Origin of the sequence: Methylobacterium sp. E-045 (assembly GCF_022829685.1) — a bacterium.
Lineage (GTDB): Bacteria > Pseudomonadota > Alphaproteobacteria > Rhizobiales > Beijerinckiaceae > Methylobacterium.
Genome location: NZ_JAKSYE010000125.1, coordinates 377,785 through 396,404, shown reverse-complemented (window position 1 = coordinate 396,404; position 18,620 = coordinate 377,785). Strand labels below are relative to the sequence as shown.

Below are 18,620 nucleotides of genomic sequence, written 5' to 3'. Positions count from 1 at the left end.
CACGAGGCCCCGGTCGCCAGGCGACCGGGGCCTTTTTCATGGCCGCCACAGGGGTCGCCGACCATCTCCGGCAGCGCTGGACTTTAGGCATCCGCCTCTCGGACGGCCCCGGCCCGCCGGAGTGCGGCAAGAATGTGATGCAAAAACAACATCCCCACGGCAAGTCGTGGAACAGGTCAAATTTGCCTATTTACTAGGCAGTTGCATCAAAGTTAGTTTTGCGATGACCGGCGGGATTGGGCAACTTCCACATCACAGAATAACTGGGGCTGAACTCAAATGACACTGAAGCTGACCGCACTGGGGACTGCCGCTTCCCTCGCCGCTTTCCTGAGCGTTGGCAGCGTCAACGCCGCCGACCTCGCCGCCCCGAAGGTCATGCCGGCGGAGGCGAAGGTCGCCGATCCGCTGATCGGCTTCTCGTTCGGCTCGCGCTACCAGACGGACTACAACTTCCGCGGTGTGTCGCAGTCGAACCGCCAGGGCAGCTACCAGTCCTTCTTCGAGGCCCAGTATTTCGGCGGCTTCGCCTATACCGGCCTCGCCACCTACCAGACCCGCCTGCCCACGCAGCCGGATATGGAGTTCGATCTCGCCGCCGGTATCCGTCCGACCTTCGACAAGTTCGCCCTCGATCTCGGCGTGCTCTACTACTTCTACCCCAATGAGAAGCGCCTGCTGGGACCGGGCGGCGCGTTCCTGACCACCGCCAACACCGACTTCATGGAATATGCCGCCAAGGGCACCTGGACCGCGACGGATTCGCTGACCCTCGGCCTCAACGTGTTCTACTCGCCGAACTTCCTCGGCCAGCACGCCAACGGCACCTACACCTCGGGCACCGCCGCCTACACCCTGCCGGCGAACTGGTTCTCGTTCCTGCCGGAGGCCTATGCCGGCGGCTTCTCGATCTCGTCCGAGCTCGGCTACTACTTCCTGACCGCCGCGAAGACCTCGGCCACCGGGCAGATCGCCTTCAACCTCCCGAGCTACCTCTACGGAAACGTCGGCCTGTCCTACACCTACAAGAACATCGTCCTCGATGTCCGCTACCACAACACCGACCTGAGCAAGACCGACTGCTTCAACTTCACCGGCGACTACCGCGGCTTCAACAACGGCGGGACCTCCAAGTGGTGCGGCGATGCCGTCATCGGCTCGATCACCTTCCAGACCTCCACGGCGGCTCCGGGCATCTATGCCGAGCCGGGCGGACTCCTGAACCTCTTCCGCTAAGCGCCAAGCTCAGCGATGGACGACGAAGGCCCCGGAGTGATCCGGGGCCTTTTTTTCGTCGGCGGTGCGGATGAGAATCGGCCGGGCGGGCCGTACACGCGGCCGGATTCACGGACATCTGTGCGGGCCGTGCTAACGATCTCTAAGCCTTAAACAGCCGTTAACTCGGTCGACATAGCGTTACCGGATCGTTTCTCCCTGCGTCTGGTCCCGTATGCGCTCGCTCCGCCGTTCCGCATCGCCTTACGACACCTTCGTCGACAGCTTCAGGCCGTTCCTGGCGAAGCGAATGACGGAGATGGGCGGTCTCATCCTGTTCGCGGGCGCGACCGCGCTTACGGTCGCCCTGGCGACCTGGTCCATCGACGATCCGAGCATCAACCACGCCACCGATCGTGCCGCACACAACGTGCTCGGCACCGGCGGCGCGGTGGTGTCCGATCTGGCGATGCAGCTCCTCGGTCTCGGCTCCCTGGCCTTCGCCCTGCCGCCGGCCTTCTGGGGAGTCCAGCTCATGCGGTCGCGGGAGCTGCCCCGGGGCGGCCTGCGGCTCACCCTCTGGATCATCGGCTTCTTCGCCGCGAGCGCGGTGGCGAGCGCACTTCCCCCCACCGCCCGCTGGCCCTTGCCCACCGGGCTCGGCGGGGTCGCCGGCGATGCCCTCATCCATACCGCGCGGCTCATCGTCGGCGCCATCGCGTCCCCGGCCACGGCCCTCGTCGGTTTCGCCTTCGCTGCGGTGGCGATCCTCTGCCTCACCGGTGCCTGCCGCGCCGGAGCCGAGCCGGAGGAGGACTCCTACGATCAGCCCGCGTCCTCCGCGTCGCACCAGCGGCCGCAACCCTCCGCCCGGCACGACGGCCGTTACGAGGAGGACGAGCCGAGCCTCGGCATCGTCTCCCTTGGCACCCTGGCGCATCTTCTGATGGGCGGCCGGACCGCCATCGCCAGACGGATCGCCGAGTGGCGTGCCGACCGGGCGGCGGCGGCCACCGATCTCGCCTATGCCGGTGCCTCGCCGGCGCTCGCCGCGCGTCGCGCATTCTCCGACGGAGACGACGCGCCATGGTCGACCCATGCGCCGCAGGACACCGGAACCTCGCCGAGAGGCGGTGCCGGTCAGGCGGCACCGCGGCAGGGTGGGGCGGATCCCGCCTCGGCCCGTCGCGAGCCGGTCTTCGAGCCGCAACTCGTGGCAGAGCCGCGGCCGGTCGCACGCCGCCCCCTCCCTGAGCCGATCCTGCACGACGACGAGCCGGACGACGGCGGCGAGGAGTTCTACGCGCCCGCCGAACCGGTGGCGGCGGAGCCGACCCCGCGCTCCCGCGTGGCCCCGGTGGCACCGTCCCCGGCTCCGGCACCGCTCCGGCGCGCATCGCCCGCGCCGGCCTATGGCGCGGAGAGCTATGCCCATCCCCCCCTCGAACTCCTCGGCGAGGCGCCGGGCCTGTCTCCTGCGAGCCAGGTCTCGACGGAAGCCCTGGAGCAGAATGCGACCCTGCTCGAGGCGACGCTCAGCGATTTCGGCGTGCGCGGCGACATCCTCGCCGTCCGCCCCGGCCCGGTGGTGACACTTTACGAGCTGGAGCCGGCCCCCGGCACCAAGTCGAGCCGGGTGATCTCCCTGTCGGACGACATCGCCCGCTCCATGTCGGCGGTCTCGGCCCGCGTGGCGGTGGTCCCCGGCCGCAACGCCATCGGCATCGAATTGCCGAATGCCAGGCGCGAGACCGTGTATCTGCGCGAGCTCCTCGCCTCGGCGGATTTCGCCGAGACGAAGCAGAGCCTCGCCTTGTGCTTAGGTAAGAACATCGGCGGCGAGCCGATCATCGCCGATCTCGCCAAGATGCCCCACCTGCTGGTGGCGGGCACCACGGGCTCGGGCAAATCGGTGGCCATCAACACGATGATCCTGTCGCTGCTCTACCGGATGAAGCCGGAAGAGTGCCGCCTGATCATGGTCGACCCGAAGATGCTGGAACTCTCCGTCTATGACGGCATCCCGCACCTGCTCTCCCCCGTCGTCACCGACCCGAAGAAGGCGGTCATCGCCCTCAAATGGGCGGTGCGCGAGATGGAGGAGCGCTACAAGAAGATGTCGAAGGTCGGTGTGCGCAACATCGACGGGTTCAACGCGCGCCTCGCCGAGGCTCGTGGACGCGGCGAGATCCTGACCCGAACGGTCCAGACCGGATTCGACCGCGAGACCGGCGAAGCGGTCTACGAGACCGAGGAGATGGATCTCAATCCGCTCCCCTACATCGTGATCGTGGTCGACGAGATGGCCGACCTGATGATGGTGGCGGGCAAGGACATCGAAGGGGCGATCCAGCGCCTGGCGCAGATGGCGCGTGCCGCCGGCATCCACCTGATCATGGCGACGCAGCGTCCCTCGGTGGACGTCATCACCGGCACGATCAAGGCGAACTTCCCGACCCGGATCAGCTTCCAGGTCACCTCGAAGATCGACAGCCGGACGATCTTGGGCGAGATGGGCGCCGAGCAGCTGCTGGGCCAGGGCGACATGCTATTCATGGCCGGCGGCGGCCGTACCACCCGCGTCCACGGTCCGTTCTGCTCGGATTCGGAAGTCGAAAGCGTGGTCGCCCATCTGAAGCGCCAGGGCCGGCCCTCCTATCTCGAAGCCGTCACCGCCGACGATGCCGAGGACGACGACAAGGGGGGGAAGGGCGGCGGGAAATCGGCCAGGGGCTCGATCGACGAGATCGAGGTCGACGGCGCGGTCTTCGACCAGGGCAGCTTCGGCGAGAGCGGCGGCGACCTCTACGCCCAGGCGGTGCAGGTGGTCATGCGGGACAAGAAGGCCTCCACCAGCTACATCCAGCGCCGCCTGCAGATCGGCTACAACCGTGCCGCCTCGCTCATGGAGCGCATGGAGGTTGAGGGGATCGTTGGGTCGGCCAACCACGCGGGCAAGCGCGAGATCCTGGTGGAGCCCGATCCGCACGAGATGTGACGCGCCCCGTCAGGCGCGCGGACCCATCAGGATGATCCCGGTGCCGACGAGGCAGATCGCGGCTCCGGTCATATCCCACCGGTCCGGCCTCTGGCCCTCGGCGAGCCAGAGCCAGAGGATCGAGGCGGCGATGTAGACGCCGCCATAAGCCGCGAAGGCCCGCCCCGCCGCGTCGCTCTCCACCCTGGTGAGCAGCACGGCGAAGAGGACGAGGGACGCCACGCCCGGCAGCGCCCACCAGGCCGAGCGGCCGAGCCGAAGCCACGCCCAGAAGGCGAAGCACCCGGCGATTTCGGCCAGCGCGGCACCGGCATAGACGAGGGCGGTGATCAAAAATTCGCTCCATCACGAAGGGGGCCGCGCGCCGCGGTCCCATGCCGGTCAGCCTCCCGCGGGGACGACGACCCGCGAGGGCCGGGCCTCGGCCTCCCGCCCGACATTCAGGCCCAGGATGGATCCGAGTGCCGAATCCAGCCGGGCATGCCGGAAGGTGAACCCGCTGGCGAGCGCTTTCTCGGGCAGCACCCTCTGACCGCCCAGGAGCATCTCCTCGGCGAAGTCGCCGCCCAGGCGGCGCAGGGGCAGCGCCGGAAGGGGGAGGATCGCCGGGCGGCGGAGCTGCCGCGCCAGGGACGCGGCGAAATCGGCATTGCGGACCGGCTCTGGCGCGGTGCCGTTCACCGGCCCGTTCAGGGACGGCGTCGCGATGGCATGGCAGATCAGGCGGACGAGGTCGTCGCGGGAAATCCACGACATCCATTGCCGCCCGGAGCCGATCCGTCCCCCGAGGCCGAACTCGAACGGCATGAGAAGCCGCGCGAGGAGGCCGCCCTCGACGCCGAGCACCAGCCCGGTGCGAAGGAGGACGACCCGTGGGCCGAGGGACGCGATCGCCATCGCCTCCCGCTCCCAGGCCTTGCACACCCTGTGGGTGAAGGCGGGAGCGGCCGGGCTCGATTCGGTGAGGCTCTCATCCCCGCGCGAGCCGTACCATCCCACGGCCGAGCCGCTGACGACGACGGACGGTGGCCGGTCGAGGCGGCCCACCAGCCTGGCGAGCCTCCGGGTCGTCCTCAGTCGCGATGCGAGGATCGCCCGACGTTTGGCGCGGGTCCACAGCCCGTCGGCGATCGCTTCGCCGGCGAGATTCACGATGGCGTCGAGCCGCGTGTCGGCCGGCAACTGGTCAAGGCTGGTGACGATTCTCAACGGCGCCGGCAACGCGACCGCCTTCGCCCCGTCGCGGGTCAGGACGGTTACCTCGTGGCCAGCTGCCACGAGACTTGCGGCGAGGCGCTGGCCGACGAACCCGGTGCCCCCCGTGACGAGGATCCGTCTGGCGGGTGCGAGCGCATCCGCGAGCTCGGCCGGCGCGGGCAGGCCCAGGCGCTCGGACCGCTCGGCCGCGAACCAGTCGCGCGGGCCGAAGACCGCGACGGAGAGCGAGGCCGCCAGAGCGAGAACGCTCCAGGCCCCGTGGCTGACCCAGGCGATGCCCGTCGCTTCGCCGGCCCAGTCGAGCAGCACCGGCAGGATGAGGACGAGGATCGCACCGTAATTCAGCGCGAGGAGGGTGTGGTTCACCCGTTCCGTGGCCGGCAGGCGCCGGCTCAGATCCTCCTCCACGAAATCCATGAGCGTGATGACCACCTCGACGATGAGGACGCCCATGACGGCCCAGGCGAGCGGCCCCTTCGGCTCGGCGAAACCGAGGGTGAGGAAGAGCAGGGCATAGAGCCAGTTGCGCACGGCATGGAGACGCAGCTCTCCGCGCTGGGACGGGCGCCAGGCGAGGCGCTCGGTCAGTTCGTGGTGGTAGAGGGTGTCGAACGCCCCCATGGCGATCTGCACGGCGATGAGCGACCAGAGCAAGGTCGAGGTCATGATGTCGGGTCTCCCGCGTGATGGATCAGGCGTCGACGACGTCGCGGAACTCCGCCTCCTGGCGGATCAGCGTGCCGAACCAGGGATGGCGAATGGTGAGGATGAAGGCGAAGCGGTTCGCCCCGGTCTCGCCGTGGGTCACGGTGAGGCTGCCCGGCGTCAGGAAACCGGGCAGCGGCAGACGCCATCCGCCCAGCCGCAGGAAGTAGCGGCGGCTCGTAAAGACCAGCCTGCCGTCGACGACGGCGACATCGAGGCTCATGCCCAGGCCGCCGCCCACTTGCTCTTCGAGGCCGGTGGGCCCGGCGAAACGCTTGGCGGAATTGATGGTCTGGGGAAATCCGTTCGGCCGCGCGTAGAGCCGCGTCCAGACCTGCCCGCCACCCGCCGCATCCTCGGTGACGGAGACGACGCTGGCGTAGCCCGTGGCCCGGGAGGTGGGCAGCGGCCCGCCGACGATCCGGGCCATCTGGGCCACGGCCCAGCCGAGGCGGCTCATCCGCGTCTCGACCACGGTTCCCACATAGACGGCGCTGGTGCCGGGGTGGAGACGCTTGGTGAAGCGCCGGCGGATTGCGGGCGGGAGGCCGGTCCAGTCCTCGTCCGCGATCAGGCTGCGGAAGCGCAGGTCGCGGAGGTCGGCCTCCTGCGCACGGGCCGCCACGGGGCTTTCGCCGATGGGAGGCGCCCTCTTTACCGGCAGGGACATGATCTCGGCTCCCCGGTTCAGCTTTCGGGCTTGGAGGGCAGGAAACGCACGATCCGGCTGCCGAGCCGGATCAGCTTGGCGAGGGTCGCGTGCGGAACGCCGAGCATCTGGCTGTGCCAGCGGTCCATGGTCTCGGTGAAGTCGAGCATCGCCTTGAGGCGGCGGGAGGCGACGGCGCCGATGGCCGGATCGCCTTCGGCCTGCGCCACGCAGGTGCGCAGGGCCGCGATCGCCGGATCGATCTCGCGCTCCTTGCGGCCGGCGGCGATGCGCGTGACCATCTCCCACAGGTCGGTCTCGGCGACGAAGTGATCGCGGCGCTCGCCCAGCACGGGGACGCGCCGGATCAGGTTCCAGCCGGAGAGTTCCTTGAGCGACGTCGAGACGTTGGAGCGGGCGATGCCGAGGGTCGCCGCGATCTCCTCCGCCGCCAGGGGCTTGTCCGAGAGGTAGAGCAGGGCGTGAATCTGGGCGACGGAGCGGTTGACGCCCCATTGCCCGCCGAGATCCCCCCAGTGGAGGATGAAGCGCTCCACCGCCACGGGGAGCTTTTCGGGTATGTCTGTAATTTCTGTCATGACAGAAATTACAGACATAATTGAAAACAAGTCAAGCGGCACTCGCGACCGGCGACGGCGAGCGCCGTGTCAGTCCGCGCTAAAACGATAGGTCGTCGTCGCCATGAAGACCGCGCCGGGGCGGAGCGTCGTGGAGGGAAAATCCGGCCGGTTCGGCGCGTCGGGAAACCCCTGCGCCTCGAAACAGACCGCATCGCCGGCCCGGTACGGCCGCCCGCCGGACCCGGTCACCGTGCCGTCAAGCATGTTGGCGGTGTAGAGCTGCATGCCCGGCTGGGTGGTGGCGACGTCGAGCCGTCTCCCGCTCGACGGGTCGAAGGCACAGGCCGCGTGCCGCAGGCGGCCGGGATCGCGCAGGACGAAGGTGTGGTCGTAGCCGTGCCCGAAGACGAGTTGCGGATCGGCGTCGCGGATGCGGGTGCCCAACGCTTCGGGCGCGCGGAAATCGAAGGCGGTGCCCGCCACGGGCCTGATCTCCCCCGTGGGGATCTGCCCGGCATCGGTGGGGAGATAATGGTCCGCCGCGATGGCGACCCGGTGCCGCATCACGTCCCCGGAGCCCTCGCCCGACAGGTTGAAGTAGCTGTGGTTGGTGAGGTTGACGATGGTCGGCCGGTCGGTCCGGGCCGAGTAGTCGATCCGCAGGGTCGCGTCGTCGCTGAGCGTATAAGCGACCTCGACGTCGAGATTGCCGGGAAAGCCCTCCTCTCCGTCGACCGAGCGGTAGCCGAGGACCAGGGACGCGTCGTCCGCCCGGATCACTTGCCAGATGCGCCGGTCGAACCCGCGCGTCCCGCCGTGCATGGTGTTGCCGCCGGCATTGAGCGGCAGCCGGTACTCGCGTCCATCGAGGTGGAAGCGGCCTCCGGCGATGCGGTTGGCGTAGCGGCCGATGATGGCGCCGAAATGCGCGTCGCTCGCCTCGTAGCCCGCCACGTCGCGGGGGCCGAGGACGACATTGGCCCAGTTGCCCTCGCGGTCCGGGGTGTCGATCCGGCTGATCACGCCGCCGTAATCGAGGATGTCGACGCGCAGGCGGGACCGGGCGAGCCTGTATCGCGAGACGGGGCTCCCGTCCTTCGTCTCTCCAAAGGTCTGTGCTGCCATGCCGGCATCCGTTTCGCGCGAGGAATCGTCGGGCCTCAACGCGCGGGATGCGGATCAGGGAGCGGCGGGGTCGTCCGCATCGCCGGAGAGCTGCAGGCGATGCAGGCGCGCATAGCCGCCCTGCGACGCCATAAGGGCGTCGTGCGTTCCGGTCTCGATGATCCGGCCGGCCTCCATGACCACGATCAAACCGGCATCGCGCACGGTGGAGAGGCGGTGCGCAATGACGAGGGTGGTCCGCCCCTGCATCAGGCGCAGCAACGCGCCCTGGACCAGCCGCTCGGATTCGGAGTCGAGGGCGCTCGTCGCCTCGTCGAGGAGCAGGATCGGCGCGTCCTTGAGGAAGGCGCGGGCCAGGGAGATACGCTGGCGCTCGCCTCCCGACAGGCGTCCGCCGGAGGGGCCGACGCGGAATTCGTAGCCCTCGTTCAGCCGGCTGATGAAGCCGTGCGCGGCGGCGGCTTCCGCGGCCGCCTCGATCTCCGCGCGGGTCGCACCGGGACGGCCGAACCCGATATTGGCCGCGACCGTGTCGTCGAAGAGCACCACGTCCTGGGAGACCACTGCCACGGCCGCGCGCAGGGAGGGGATCGTCACGTCGCGCAGGTCCGCGCCATCGATGAGCACCCGCCCGGCGGTCACGTCGTAGAGCCGCGGAACGAGGTTGAGCAGGGAGGACTTGCCGGAGCCCGAGCGTCCGACCAGGGCGACGGTGGCTCCGGCGGGGACGGTGAGGTCGATGCCCTCCAGGGCCGGTGCATCCTCGCGATAGCGGAAGCGGACGCTTTCGAACCGGATCTCTCCGCCCGTGACGACCAGCGGGACGGCATCGGGCTTCTCCCGGATGCGCGGCGCCTCGTCCATCAGCGCGAAGTAGCGCTGGAGCGCCGCGCCGGCTTCCTGGAGGATGGCATTGAGCGTACCGAGCGCGCGGGCGGGCTGGGCCGCCAGGAGCAAGGCGGCGACGTAGCCGGTGAAATCGCCCACCGTGCGGTCGCCGGACATGACGCGCTGGCCCACCAGCACCAGCACCGCCGCCACCGCGAAGCCGCCGCCGATCTCCAAGAGCGGATCGAGGCGTCCACGGGCATTGGCCGCCTTCATCTTGAGACGGCGGACATTGTCGAACGCGCCCGAGGCGCGGCCCTTCAGGTAGGATTCTAGGGCGTAGGTCTTGGCGATGCGGGCGCCCTGCAGGCTCTCGGTGATGAGGCTCGCCGTGAGGCCCATCTGCTCCTGCGTCGTGGTGGAGACCTGGCGCAGCTTCCGTCCGATGCGGCCGATCGGGCCGGCCACGAAGGGTACGACCACGGCCGCCACCAGGGTGAGCACCGGATCCATCCAGAGCAGCGCGACGACGAGGGCGATCAGCATGGCGAGATCGCGCAGCAGCACGGTGGAGATGCGGGTCAGCGCCTCCTTGATGAAGGCGAAATCCGTGGTGAAGCGCTGGGTGAAGGCTGCCGGGCTCTCGCGCCCGAGCTGGGCGAGGTCGGACTCGATGAGATGGCCGTAGAGCGCCGCCTGCATGTCGGCCTCGACCCGGGTCACCACCCGGTTGGTCAGCACCGTCTGGCCGAACAGGGCGAAGCCCCGGATCGAGGTGATGGCGATGACGATGATCGGGCCATAGGTGAGGGCGGAGGGGTCCTTGTGGTCGAAGGCGTCGAAGGCCCCCTTGATCAGAGCGGGATACAGCCCCGTCGCGATTCCGATGACGGCGATCAGCACCAGAACCACCGCGAGGGTCGCCCGGTGGGGCCGCAGCCAATCGCGCCAGACCCGGCCGATGAGGGGAAGGGTGTCACCCCTGAGAAGTGGCCTACGGCCCATGATCATCCGTTGTCTGGCGCGCGGGCAGGCGCCCGACATTCAGGCGGGGGTTTGCCGGGCGATGAAGGGAAGATCAAGCGACGCTCTCCATCTTGGCAATGTGATACTGTTACACTACAGAGGGCAGCCGCCCATCGGGCACCCTTCGCCAACCCCATCCTGTCGCCTTTCGATCGTGTGAAGCCGCTACGGCAGGCGATGGCCCACCGGGGCAGGGGAGGGACGGGAGGGGGCCGGGATCCGGCGGTGGCGTGGTCAAGGAGCGGGATGCATGCAATCGAGGCGCCACATCGTGAGATCGGCGGCAGCGGCCTGTTTCGGCCTGATGCTGGCCCTCGCCCCGGCCGGGACACCGGCGGAGGCGGCGGAACCGCTGAAGGCGGTGGCCACGTTCTCCATCCTCGGCGATCTCGTGAAGCAGGTTGCCGGTGACCATGCCGAGGTCGCGACCCTCGTCGGCCCCGATGCCGACGCGCATGGCTACAATCCCGCGCCCGCGGATGCGCGCAAGCTCGCCGCCTCCGATCTCGTCGTGGTCAACGGCCTCGGCTTCGAGGGCTGGCTCGACCGGCTGATCAAGGCCTCCGGCACCAAGGCCCCCGTCATCGTCGCCTCCAAGGGGGTGAAGCCCATCGAGGGCGACGACGACCACGACGGGGGCGGGCATGCGGGCCACGCCCATCACGACGATCCCCATGCCTGGCAGAGCATCGCCAATGTGAGGATCTACGTCGCCAACATCAGGGACGGGTTGTCGAAGGTCGATCCCGGCCGAGCCGCCGATTACGCCGCCAATGCCACGGCCTATCTCGCCACCCTCGACGGCTTGGAGGCCGACATCCGTAAGGCCATCGCGGCGATTCCCCCCGACCATCGCCGGATCATCACCACGCACGACGCGTTCGGCTACTTCACCGCCGCCTACGGCCTCGCCTTCATCGCGCCTCAGGGCGTGTCCACCGACAGCGAGGCGAGTCCGAAGGACGTCGCCCGCATCATCCGCCAGATCCGTCGCGACAAGATCCCGGCGGTCTTCCTCGAGAACGTCGCCGATCCACGCCTGATGCAGCAGATCGCGCGGGAGAGCGGCGCCGCGCTCGGCGGCAAGGTCTATTCCGACGCTTTGTCCGGCCCCGGCGGCCCTGCGCCGACCTACGTGGCGATGATGCGCAGCAACCTCGCCGCCTTCAGCGCCGCCCTGGGGACGAAGTAAGCACCCGGCGCGACGGTGAGGGGGTCCACTCACCCCGTCGTCTCGCCGATCACCTTCTGCAGGCAGATCGTCCGGGTGTCGCGGTAGCCGAGATGTTCGTAGAAATGGCGGGTCGCGCCGTTGTCCTCGCGCACGAGGAGCTGGACCTTCCAGACGCCGCGCGCGGACAGCCATTCCTCGGCCGCCTCCATGATCGCCCTGCCCAGGCCGAGGTCGCGGTGTTGCGGGTCGACGGCGACGTAATAGACCCAGCCTCGATGCCCGTCCTCGCCCACCATGGCGGTGGCGGCGATGGCCGCTTCGCGTTCGATCACCAGGATGGTCGAATGCGGATCGCGCCGGGCGAAGGCGATGTCCTTGGCCGGATCGTTCCACGGCCGCGAGACTCCGGCTGCGAGCCAGAGGGCCACGACCGCGTCGACATCGCCGTCCTGGAACGCGCGGATCACGGTGGTCATGGATAGCCGATCCTCTCCGCGGACGATTCGAGCCGGTCCGCTCAGCCGCCCGTCATCGGCGGGAAGAACGCGATCTCCGTGGCACCGGCGATCGCCGCGTCCGGCTTGGCGTGAACCCGGTCGATGGCCGCGCGCACGATGCCGGCATTCTCGAAGGCATAGGCGTATTCCTCGCCCCGGCCGCGCAGCCAGCCGACGAGGTCGGCCACCGTCTCGGTCCCGGCGGGCGGGTCCACCGTCTCTTCTGCCTTGCCGATCCGTTCGCGCACCCAGGCGAAATACACGAGCTTCATGGTCTGCCCTTCCGGCTGTGGCATCGGCGGGTCAGCGCGGATCGTCGATCACGTGCCGGATGCCGGCCTTCATATAATCGTAGCCCGTGTAGAGCGTCAGGGCCGCGGCGATCCAGAGCAGGGTCTCCCCGGTGACGACGGTATGGGGCAGGATCGTCTCCCCCGCCTCGCCGGCCACGAGAAAGCCGATCGCCACCAGCTGAAGGGTGGTTTTCCACTTGGCGACGCGGCTGACGGGGAGGCTGACCTTCAACTCCGCCAGATACTCGCGCAGGCCCGAGACGAGGATCTCACGGCACAGGATGACGATGGCCGCCCACAGGCTCCAGTCGTGGATCGTCTTGTCGGCCACCAGCATCAGCAGGCAGGCGGCGACGAGGAGCTTGTCGGCGATCGGGTCGAGCATGCGCCCCAGGGCCGAGCTCTGGTCGTAGGTCCGGGCCACATAGCCGTCGAGATAATCCGTGATGGCCGCGGCGATGAAGACGCCGAGCGCCGCGAACCGCGCCGCATGCTCGTCCGGCCAGTACAACAGCGCCACGACCACGGGAACGGCGACCAGCCGCCCATAAGTCAGGCAATTCGCCAGCGTCCAGGCCGGTGACCGGCGTCGGAGGGGGAGGACAGTCATCGACGCGGTGAAACCATGGGCGGGGGGAGGGGTCAACCGCGATGATGCAGACGGTCATGCCACTTTCATACCGCCCATGCCGTCGCGCCGGGCGCATCACGCTGCGAATGTGCCGGGTCCGATTTCATGCTACCGATGGGTGGATCGCACAGGATGTTCGCGCATGCCGTCCGCAGATGAAATCAGCGTTACCATGACACCGGAGCTCCTTCGTGCGGTGCGTGAGAGCATCGAAGCGGGTGAGTATGCATCGACAAGCGAGGTCATGCGTCATGCGGTCCGTCTTTGGCAACGGCAACGTCTGGAAGATGCCGAGCGTCTGAACGAGATACGGTCTCGTGTAAGTCGGTCCCTCGATGACCCGCGGCCGGACCTGACGACGACGGACGCGGACCGGCACCTCGCCCACTTGTTCGCCAACGAGGGGACCGGGTCCGCGAGTGCGTAGACTCGCGGTCTTCTTCCGGCCGGAAGCGCTGGACGACCTCGGCGACATTTTCCGCTTCGTTCGCCAAGCGAGCGGAAACACCTCGGTCGCCGCGTCATTCGTACGACGCATCAAGGCCCGCTGTGATCGGATCGGAGATGCGCCCCGTGCCGGTCGACCGCGCGACGACCTCATATCTGGCCTTCGCACGGTGCCGTTCGAGCGTTCCGCCGTCATCGCTTATCTGATCGAGGACGACAGGGTTCGCATCACCAACGTCTTCTATGGCGGGAAGGATTACGAGGCTCTGTATCGCCCCTCAGACGACGATTCCGGGACCGACGCGACCTGACGCGGGCGGGCTTCGCGTTCACCCTCCCGCCTGGAAGTAATCATACACCGCCCGCGCCGTGGCCGCGTTGACGCCGGGCGTGGTCGCCAGATCCTCCAGGGAGGCGCGCTGGATCGCCTTCACCGTCCCGAAATGGTGGAGGAGGGCGCGTTTGCGGGTCGGGCCGATGCCGGCGATCTCGTCGAGGGGGTTCTTGATCATCTCGCGCTTGCGCTTGGCCCGGTGCGTGCCGATGGCGAAGCGGTGGGCCTCGTCCCGCAGGCGCTGGACGAAGTAGAGGGTCGGGTCGCGCGGCGGCAGCTTGAACGGGGCCTTGCCGGGCACGAAGAAGGTCTCGCGCCCCGCGTCGCGGTCGCGGCCCTTGGCGATGCCGACGAGGGCGACGTCGGTGACGCCGAGCTGTTCCAGCGCCGTGCGGGCGGCTTCGAGCTGGCCCTTGCCGCCGTCGATGAGGACGAGGTCGGGCCAGGCCGGCATGGTCTCGCCGTCCGGTTCGGGGACCGGCTCGGGCACGCCGCCTTCGCTGGCCGCCAAAGCCGCCTCGTTCGGCGTGCGCGGGTTCTCCTTGACGAGTCGCTTGAAGCGGCGCTGCAGCACCTCCTTCATCATCCCGAAATCGTCGCCCGGCGTCAGCTCCTCGGACTTGATGTTGAAGGTGCGGTAATGCGTCTTGGCGAAGCCCGACGGGCCGGCGACGATCATGCCCCCCACCGCGTTCGTGCCCATGATGTGGGAATTGTCGTAGACCTCGATGCGACGGGGTGCGGCGGGCAATCCGAACGATTGTCCGAGGGCCACCAGCAGCTTGCCCTGCGAGGCGGTGTCGGCGAGTCGTCGGGCCAAAGCCTCCTTGGCGTTGCGCTGGGCGTAGTCCACCAGGGCCTTGCGCTCGCCGCGCTGGGGCTGGTGGACCTCCACCCGGTTCTCGGCCCGGCTCGACAGGGCGGCCGCCAACAGCTCCGCATCCTCGATCGCATGGGAAACCAGGACGATCCGGGGGGCCGGCTTGTCGTCGTAGAACTGGGTGATGAAGGAGGCGAGCACCTCGTCCGGCGTCATGGACCGGTCGGCCTTCGGGAAATAGGCGCGGTTGCCCCAGTTCTGGAAGTTGCGGAAGAAGAACACCTCGATGCAGAACTGGCCGGCCTGCTCGTCGAGGGCGAACACGTCCGCCTCCTCGATGCCCTGCGTGTTGACCCCTTGCGTCCCCTGGATCGCCGAGAGGGCGGAGATCCGGTCGCGAAAGCGGGCGGCGCGTTCGAATTCGAGTTTCTCCGAGGCGTCCTGCATCTCCTCGCGCATGCGGTCCTTCACCGCGTTCGACTTGCCCGAGAGGAAGCCCTTCGCATTCTCGGCGAGCGCCTGATATTCCGGCAGGGCGATCTCGCCGGTGCAGGGGCCGGCGCAGCGCTTGATCTGGTAGAGCAGGCAGGGCCGGGTGCGGTTCTCGTAATAGCTGTCGGTGCAGGTGCGCAGCAGGAAAGCGCGCTGCAGCGCGTTGACGGTCCGGTTCACCGCCCAGACGGTGGCGAAGGGGCCGTAATAGCTGCCCTTGCGCCGCCGCGCGCCGCGATGCTTGACGATCTGCGGCGCTTCCGAATCCGCCGTGACCAGGATGTAGGGGAACGACTTGTCGTCCCGCATCAGCACGTTGAAGCGGGGCTTCAGCTGCTTGATGAGGTTGGCCTCCAGCAGCAGCGCTTCGGTCTCGGTGGCGGTGGTGACGAATTCCATCGCCGCCGTCTGCGAGATCATCCGGGCGATGCGGTTGGAATGGGCCTGGCCCCTGGCATAGGAGCCGACGCGCGCCTTCAGGTTCTTGGCCTTGCCGACGTAGAGCACGTCGCCCTTCTCGTCGAACATCCGGTAGACGCCCGGCCCCGACGGCAGCGTGCTCCAGAACCGGCGGATGATCTCCGTGCCGGCCTTGACCGCTCCTTCCTCGAAATCGAAGTCGATCTCGGGCCCGTCGTCGATGCGTTCCGGGGTCTCGTCCGCATCCTCGCGCTCGTCGAACGTATCCGGCGGCAGGTCTTGATGGGAAGACGGGTCTTTCGCGGGCTGGCGGCTCATGCCCGAGACTTAAGCGCCGGGGATTCGAGAAGGAAGGGCCTGCGGACCCCATCCACCCGCGAAGGTCGGCGCGTGCGCGTCCTAATCGAACAGCGCGTCGATATCGCCCTGGTCGACATGGCCCGGATCGCTGTCGAGCTTGGGTCCGTTGAGGAGTGAGCTCTCGTCGTCGATGCTGGGGCCCTGCGGCACGACGCCGAGAATCTCGCTGAACGAATCGAGGCCGCCCCAGGCGTCGATCATGCGATCCAGATGCTCCTCGATGAACTTGAGCACCCCCACGATCTTGTTGATGCGCTGGCCGGTGAGATCCTGGAAGTTGCAGGCTTCGTAGGCGACGATCACGCGCTCGAGGATCGTGTCGACGTTCTCGCGCCCGGCGGCATTCCGCATGGCCCGCAAGACGCCGGCATTGGTCTCGATCTCTTCGAGGGCGCCGAGGATCGTGCTCGTGGCGAGCTCGGTGGATTCCACCACCGCGTCGAGTTCGCCGGCGACCCGCTTCATCCCCTTTCCGGTATTCTCCGAGTGATAGAGCGTCGCGATCTCCTGCTTGGTCCGGGTGATCGCGCCCTTCATCACGTCGAGTTCGGAGCGCATGGCGAAGGCCTCGTTGAGCTCCTTCCGGCAGGCTTCGATCGTCTCCACCGTGCTCGTCTGCGTGACGCGGCGGAGGTCCTGGATCGCCGAGAGGATCTCGTCGAGCTTCACGTTATCGGCGCCGGGCCGTTCCACGGCGTGCGCGATCTCCAAGACGGGTCGGACGCTTGCCAAACCGAGGCTGTCTTCGATGCGGTAGCGCTTCATGTTCATCGGGGACGATCAGCCGGCAGGAGTAACTGGGTCGTAGGGCGGGGCACGCGTGGCTCGGGCACCGTCATCCTCACGAACGACGCGGAACCCGAGACGAGACGCCTGCCAGCCACCATGCGACCAAGTGGTTGCCATTTCTTCAACAGGCAAATGGTCGTGTGCATTTTTACGGACGATTCATGCTGTTCTCGAAAGCCACCAATCGAGCCGCAGTGGACTGAACGATTCACCACGTTCTTTCACGCGATTCTCGGCCGATCCCGCCAGCCTGGAAGTCAGGACGTAGATGGCCGGGAGTAGTCGCGTGTTGAAGCGGATCGAGTTGTGCGTCGCCATGGCATGCCTGGCGGCGACGGTGACGGGCGGAGCCGCACAGGCTCAGACGTCTCCCGGCCAGTACGGTGGCGGCTTCATCGAATTCCTGGTGACGGGCAACGGAACGCCGCCGCGCGCCCGACGGGCCGGCCTCGCGGATGACGGCGTGCTCCCGCGCCACCCCGCCGCCCAGGGCTATGGCGGCGAGCCGATGCCGCGGGTGCTCTACTCGGGCGATCGCGTGCCCGACGTCGATCCCTATCTGGCTCCTGCGCGCACGCGGCTCGCCGCCCTGCCGGGACAGGCCGTGCCGGAGATGCAGGCCGCAGCGATCGAGCGGACGCCCGACCCACGCTATGCCCGGCAGGTCGTCTCCTTCGATGGTCAGCAGAAACCCGGCTCCATCGTCATCGATACCCGGACGAAGTTTCTCTACCTCGTCCAGCCCGGCGGCCAGGCCATCCGCTACGGCATCGGCGTCGGTCGTCCCGGTTTCGCGTGGTCGGGCATGAAGACGATCAGCCAGAAGCGCGAATGGCCGGATTGGACGCCTCCGGCGGAGATGCTCCAGCGCCGCCCCGACCTGCCGCGCCACATGGCGGGCGGACCGGCCAATCCGCTGGGAGCGCGGGCGCTCTATCTCGGCTCGTCCCTCTACCGCATCCACGGCACCAACGAGCCGCACACGATCGGACAATCCGTCTCGTCGGGCTGCATCCGGATGATGAACGAGGACGTCATCGACCTGTATGAACGCACGCCCGTAGGGACGCGGGTCGAAGTCCTGTAAGCGACGGCCGGCGGGTCATGGAAAAGGCCCGGCGCGTGGGGACACGGGCCGGGCCTCTCTCGTCAATCAAGCATCACGCGCGGTAAGGTGCGCGGCTCGGGCTTACACCCAATCGTCGTCGCCACCGCCACCGAGGTCGCCACCAAAATCGCCGCCCGGATCGCTGTCGAACGACGCGTCCTGGAAGTCGTTTCCGCCGCCGAGGGCCGAGCCGAGATCGTCGTTACCGGCCGCGGCTCCCGCCGAGGGAAGGCCCGCCGCCGCCGCACTGCCGAGGGCCGAATGCCCGCCGGCGAAGGCGTTGGACAGGGCGCTGCCGAGCAGCATGCCGCCCGCCGCACCCGCCGCCATCGGAAGCGCCGTCGCCATGAAGCCGCCGCCGCGCGCGGGCGCCGCCTGCTGTCCGGCCCAGGGACCACCCTGCTGCGGTCCGCCGTAACCGGGCTGCTGACCGTAGCCCGGCTGCTGGCCATAGCCGGGCTGCTGGCCATAGCCGGGCTGCTGACCGTATCCCTGCTGAGGCGCACCGGGGTTGCCCCAGGGCTGGCCAGACGGACGCTGGGGTTCCGGCTGGCGCGAACCGCCGCCGAAGATGCTCGACAGGAAGCCGCCACCGCCGCCCTGGGGCTGCTGGGACGCCTGGCGGGCCTGTTCGAGCTGCTCGTTCAGGCTCTTGATCGCCTCTTCCTGGACATAGATCAGCTGTGCCATCGCATAGGGCGCGTAGGGCTGAGCGCGGAGCTTGTCCGCGATGAAGCGCTCGGCATCGGCGTCGCGGGGCTGGCTCGCGGCCTGCTCCAGACGCTGGAAAATGCCGCCGATGACCTCGCGTTCTTCGCTGTTCATGGGGTCGTCCTCCTGAGAGAAGCCTGCGGGCTAATGCCGCCCCGGCGCCTCCGAGATGGGGTGGCGCCTCAGGCTTTGTCAGGGG

The 18,620-nt window shown here is 68.3% G+C and carries 18 protein-coding genes; 6 read left to right on the top strand and 12 right to left on the bottom strand.

The features are described 5' to 3' along the window. The first annotated feature begins 279 nt into the window (after positions 1-279). Both MKK51_RS25180 and MKK51_RS25175 read left to right on the top strand, forming a co-directional pair. The gene (locus tag MKK51_RS25180; protein ID WP_243982149.1) at positions 280-1,236 is read left to right on the top strand and encodes a TorF family putative porin; all 957 of its coding nucleotides are present in this window, start codon (positions 280-282) and stop codon (positions 1,234-1,236) included. Positions 1,237-1,450: 214 nt separating this feature from the next. After that, on the top strand, positions 1,451-4,213 hold the full coding sequence (locus MKK51_RS25175) for a DNA translocase FtsK (protein ID WP_243982147.1): 2,763 nt from the start codon (positions 1,451-1,453) through the stop codon (positions 4,211-4,213). A gap of 9 nt (positions 4,214-4,222) precedes the next feature. Here MKK51_RS25175 and MKK51_RS25170 read toward each other — a convergent pair whose 3' ends face one another. The 6 genes from MKK51_RS25170 to MKK51_RS25145 all read right to left on the bottom strand — a co-directional run bounded on the left by MKK51_RS25170 (position 4,223) and on the right by MKK51_RS25145 (position 10,330). Continuing rightward, positions 4,223-4,546, bottom strand: coding sequence for a YnfA family protein (locus tag MKK51_RS25170; protein WP_243982145.1), 324 nt, complete (start codon positions 4,544-4,546; stop codon positions 4,223-4,225). A gap of 48 nt (positions 4,547-4,594) precedes the next feature. Beyond that, positions 4,595-6,097 carry a TIGR01777 family oxidoreductase gene (locus tag MKK51_RS25165; RefSeq protein WP_279601301.1) on the bottom strand — a complete coding sequence of 501 codons (1,503 nt, stop codon included), beginning with the start codon at positions 6,095-6,097 and terminating at the stop codon, positions 4,595-4,597. A gap of 25 nt (positions 6,098-6,122) precedes the next feature. Then, positions 6,123-6,806 carry a DUF4166 domain-containing protein gene (locus MKK51_RS25160; protein ID WP_243982143.1) on the bottom strand — a complete coding sequence of 228 codons (684 nt, stop codon included), beginning with the start codon at positions 6,804-6,806 and terminating at the stop codon, positions 6,123-6,125. A gap of 17 nt (positions 6,807-6,823) precedes the next feature. After that, positions 6,824-7,384: a GbsR/MarR family transcriptional regulator gene (locus MKK51_RS25155; protein ID WP_243982141.1), complete on the bottom strand. Its 561-nt coding sequence runs from the start codon at positions 7,382-7,384 to the stop codon at positions 6,824-6,826. Positions 7,385-7,453: 69 nt separating this feature from the next. Next, positions 7,454-8,491 (bottom strand): aldose epimerase family protein, encoded by a 1,038-nt coding sequence (locus MKK51_RS25150; protein ID WP_243982139.1) that lies wholly within the window; start codon positions 8,489-8,491, stop codon positions 7,454-7,456. 54 nt (positions 8,492-8,545) lie between these two features. Further along, positions 8,546-10,330, bottom strand: coding sequence for an ABC transporter ATP-binding protein (locus MKK51_RS25145; RefSeq protein WP_409565767.1), 1,785 nt, complete (start codon positions 10,328-10,330; stop codon positions 8,546-8,548). A 265-nt stretch (positions 10,331-10,595) separates the two neighbouring features. Here MKK51_RS25145 and MKK51_RS25140 point away from each other — a divergent pair, with 265 nt between their 5' ends. Beyond that, a complete protein-coding gene (locus tag MKK51_RS25140; protein WP_243982135.1) occupies positions 10,596-11,537 on the top strand; it encodes a metal ABC transporter substrate-binding protein in 942 nt (313 codons plus the stop codon). A 29-nt stretch (positions 11,538-11,566) separates the two neighbouring features. Here MKK51_RS25140 and MKK51_RS25135 read toward each other — a convergent pair whose 3' ends face one another. The 3 genes from MKK51_RS25135 to pgsA are packed head-to-tail and all read right to left on the bottom strand — an operon-like array spanning position 11,567 to position 12,919. After that, positions 11,567-11,995: a GNAT family acetyltransferase gene (locus MKK51_RS25135; protein WP_243982133.1), complete on the bottom strand. Its 429-nt coding sequence runs from the start codon at positions 11,993-11,995 to the stop codon at positions 11,567-11,569. Between the two features lie 41 nt (positions 11,996-12,036). Beyond that, positions 12,037-12,288, bottom strand: coding sequence for a molybdopterin converting factor subunit 1 (moaD, locus tag MKK51_RS25130; protein ID WP_243982131.1), 252 nt, complete (start codon positions 12,286-12,288; stop codon positions 12,037-12,039). A gap of 31 nt (positions 12,289-12,319) precedes the next feature. Beyond that, entirely contained in the window at positions 12,320-12,919 is a 600-nt protein-coding gene (gene pgsA, locus MKK51_RS25125; protein ID WP_243982129.1) for a CDP-diacylglycerol--glycerol-3-phosphate 3-phosphatidyltransferase, read from the bottom strand. Between the two features lie 76 nt (positions 12,920-12,995). Here pgsA and MKK51_RS25120 point away from each other — a divergent pair, with 76 nt between their 5' ends. Further along, positions 12,996-13,367: a ribbon-helix-helix protein, CopG family gene (locus MKK51_RS25120; RefSeq protein WP_313898838.1), complete on the top strand. Its 372-nt coding sequence runs from the start codon at positions 12,996-12,998 to the stop codon at positions 13,365-13,367. Then, on the top strand, positions 13,360-13,698 hold the full coding sequence (locus tag MKK51_RS25115; RefSeq protein ID WP_243982125.1) for a type II toxin-antitoxin system RelE/ParE family toxin: 339 nt from the start codon (positions 13,360-13,362) through the stop codon (positions 13,696-13,698). The genes MKK51_RS25120 and MKK51_RS25115 overlap by 8 nt, the downstream gene beginning before the upstream one ends. A gap of 18 nt (positions 13,699-13,716) precedes the next feature. Here MKK51_RS25115 and uvrC read toward each other — a convergent pair whose 3' ends face one another. Then, a complete protein-coding gene (uvrC, locus tag MKK51_RS25110; RefSeq protein ID WP_243982123.1) occupies positions 13,717-15,771 on the bottom strand; it encodes an excinuclease ABC subunit UvrC in 2,055 nt (684 codons plus the stop codon). A gap of 81 nt (positions 15,772-15,852) precedes the next feature. Continuing rightward, a complete protein-coding gene (locus MKK51_RS25105; RefSeq protein ID WP_243982121.1) occupies positions 15,853-16,584 on the bottom strand; it encodes a chemotaxis protein in 732 nt (243 codons plus the stop codon). Between the two features lie 286 nt (positions 16,585-16,870). On the opposite strand from MKK51_RS25105, the gene MKK51_RS25100 reads away from it, so the two are divergent. After that, positions 16,871-17,689: a L,D-transpeptidase gene (locus MKK51_RS25100; RefSeq protein ID WP_243982119.1), complete on the top strand. Its 819-nt coding sequence runs from the start codon at positions 16,871-16,873 to the stop codon at positions 17,687-17,689. 102 nt (positions 17,690-17,791) lie between these two features. On the opposite strand, the gene MKK51_RS25095 is transcribed toward MKK51_RS25100, so the two are convergent. Continuing rightward, a complete protein-coding gene (locus MKK51_RS25095) occupies positions 17,792-18,535 on the bottom strand; it encodes a DUF2076 domain-containing protein (RefSeq protein WP_243982117.1) in 744 nt (247 codons plus the stop codon). Positions 18,536-18,620 lie beyond the last annotated feature (85 nt).

What these genes read in the sequence shown, in the direction of transcription:
- MKK51_RS25180 (WP_243982149.1), top strand. Translation starts at nt 280, where the DNA reads ATGACACTGAAGCTGACCGCACTGGGGACTGCCGCTTCCCTCGCCGCT.
- MKK51_RS25175 (WP_243982147.1), top strand. Translation starts at nt 1,451, where the DNA reads ATGCGCTCGCTCCGCCGTTCCGCATCGCCTTACGACACCTTCGTCGAC.
- MKK51_RS25165 (WP_279601301.1), bottom strand. Translation starts at nt 6,097, where the DNA reads ATGACCTCGACCTTGCTCTGGTCGCTCATCGCCGTGCAGATCGCCATG.
- MKK51_RS25160 (WP_243982143.1), bottom strand. Translation starts at nt 6,806, where the DNA reads ATGTCCCTGCCGGTAAAGAGGGCGCCTCCCATCGGCGAAAGCCCCGTG.
- MKK51_RS25155 (WP_243982141.1), bottom strand. Translation starts at nt 7,384, where the DNA reads ATGACAGAAATTACAGACATACCCGAAAAGCTCCCCGTGGCGGTGGAG.
- MKK51_RS25150 (WP_243982139.1), bottom strand. Translation starts at nt 8,491, where the DNA reads ATGGCAGCACAGACCTTTGGAGAGACGAAGGACGGGAGCCCCGTCTCG.
- MKK51_RS25145 (WP_409565767.1), bottom strand. Translation starts at nt 10,330, where the DNA reads ATGATCATGGGCCGTAGGCCACTTCTCAGGGGTGACACCCTTCCCCTC.
- MKK51_RS25140 (WP_243982135.1), top strand. Translation starts at nt 10,596, where the DNA reads ATGCAATCGAGGCGCCACATCGTGAGATCGGCGGCAGCGGCCTGTTTC.
- MKK51_RS25135 (WP_243982133.1), bottom strand. Translation starts at nt 11,995, where the DNA reads ATGACCACCGTGATCCGCGCGTTCCAGGACGGCGATGTCGACGCGGTC.
- moaD (WP_243982131.1), bottom strand. Translation starts at nt 12,288, where the DNA reads ATGAAGCTCGTGTATTTCGCCTGGGTGCGCGAACGGATCGGCAAGGCA.
- pgsA (WP_243982129.1), bottom strand. Translation starts at nt 12,919, where the DNA reads ATGACTGTCCTCCCCCTCCGACGCCGGTCACCGGCCTGGACGCTGGCG.
- MKK51_RS25120 (WP_313898838.1), top strand. Translation starts at nt 12,996, where the DNA reads ATGCCGTCGCGCCGGGCGCATCACGCTGCGAATGTGCCGGGTCCGATT.
- uvrC (WP_243982123.1), bottom strand. Translation starts at nt 15,771, where the DNA reads ATGAGCCGCCAGCCCGCGAAAGACCCGTCTTCCCATCAAGACCTGCCG.
- MKK51_RS25105 (WP_243982121.1), bottom strand. Translation starts at nt 16,584, where the DNA reads ATGAACATGAAGCGCTACCGCATCGAAGACAGCCTCGGTTTGGCAAGC.
- MKK51_RS25100 (WP_243982119.1), top strand. Translation starts at nt 16,871, where the DNA reads ATGGCCGGGAGTAGTCGCGTGTTGAAGCGGATCGAGTTGTGCGTCGCC.
- MKK51_RS25095 (WP_243982117.1), bottom strand. Translation starts at nt 18,535, where the DNA reads ATGAACAGCGAAGAACGCGAGGTCATCGGCGGCATTTTCCAGCGTCTG.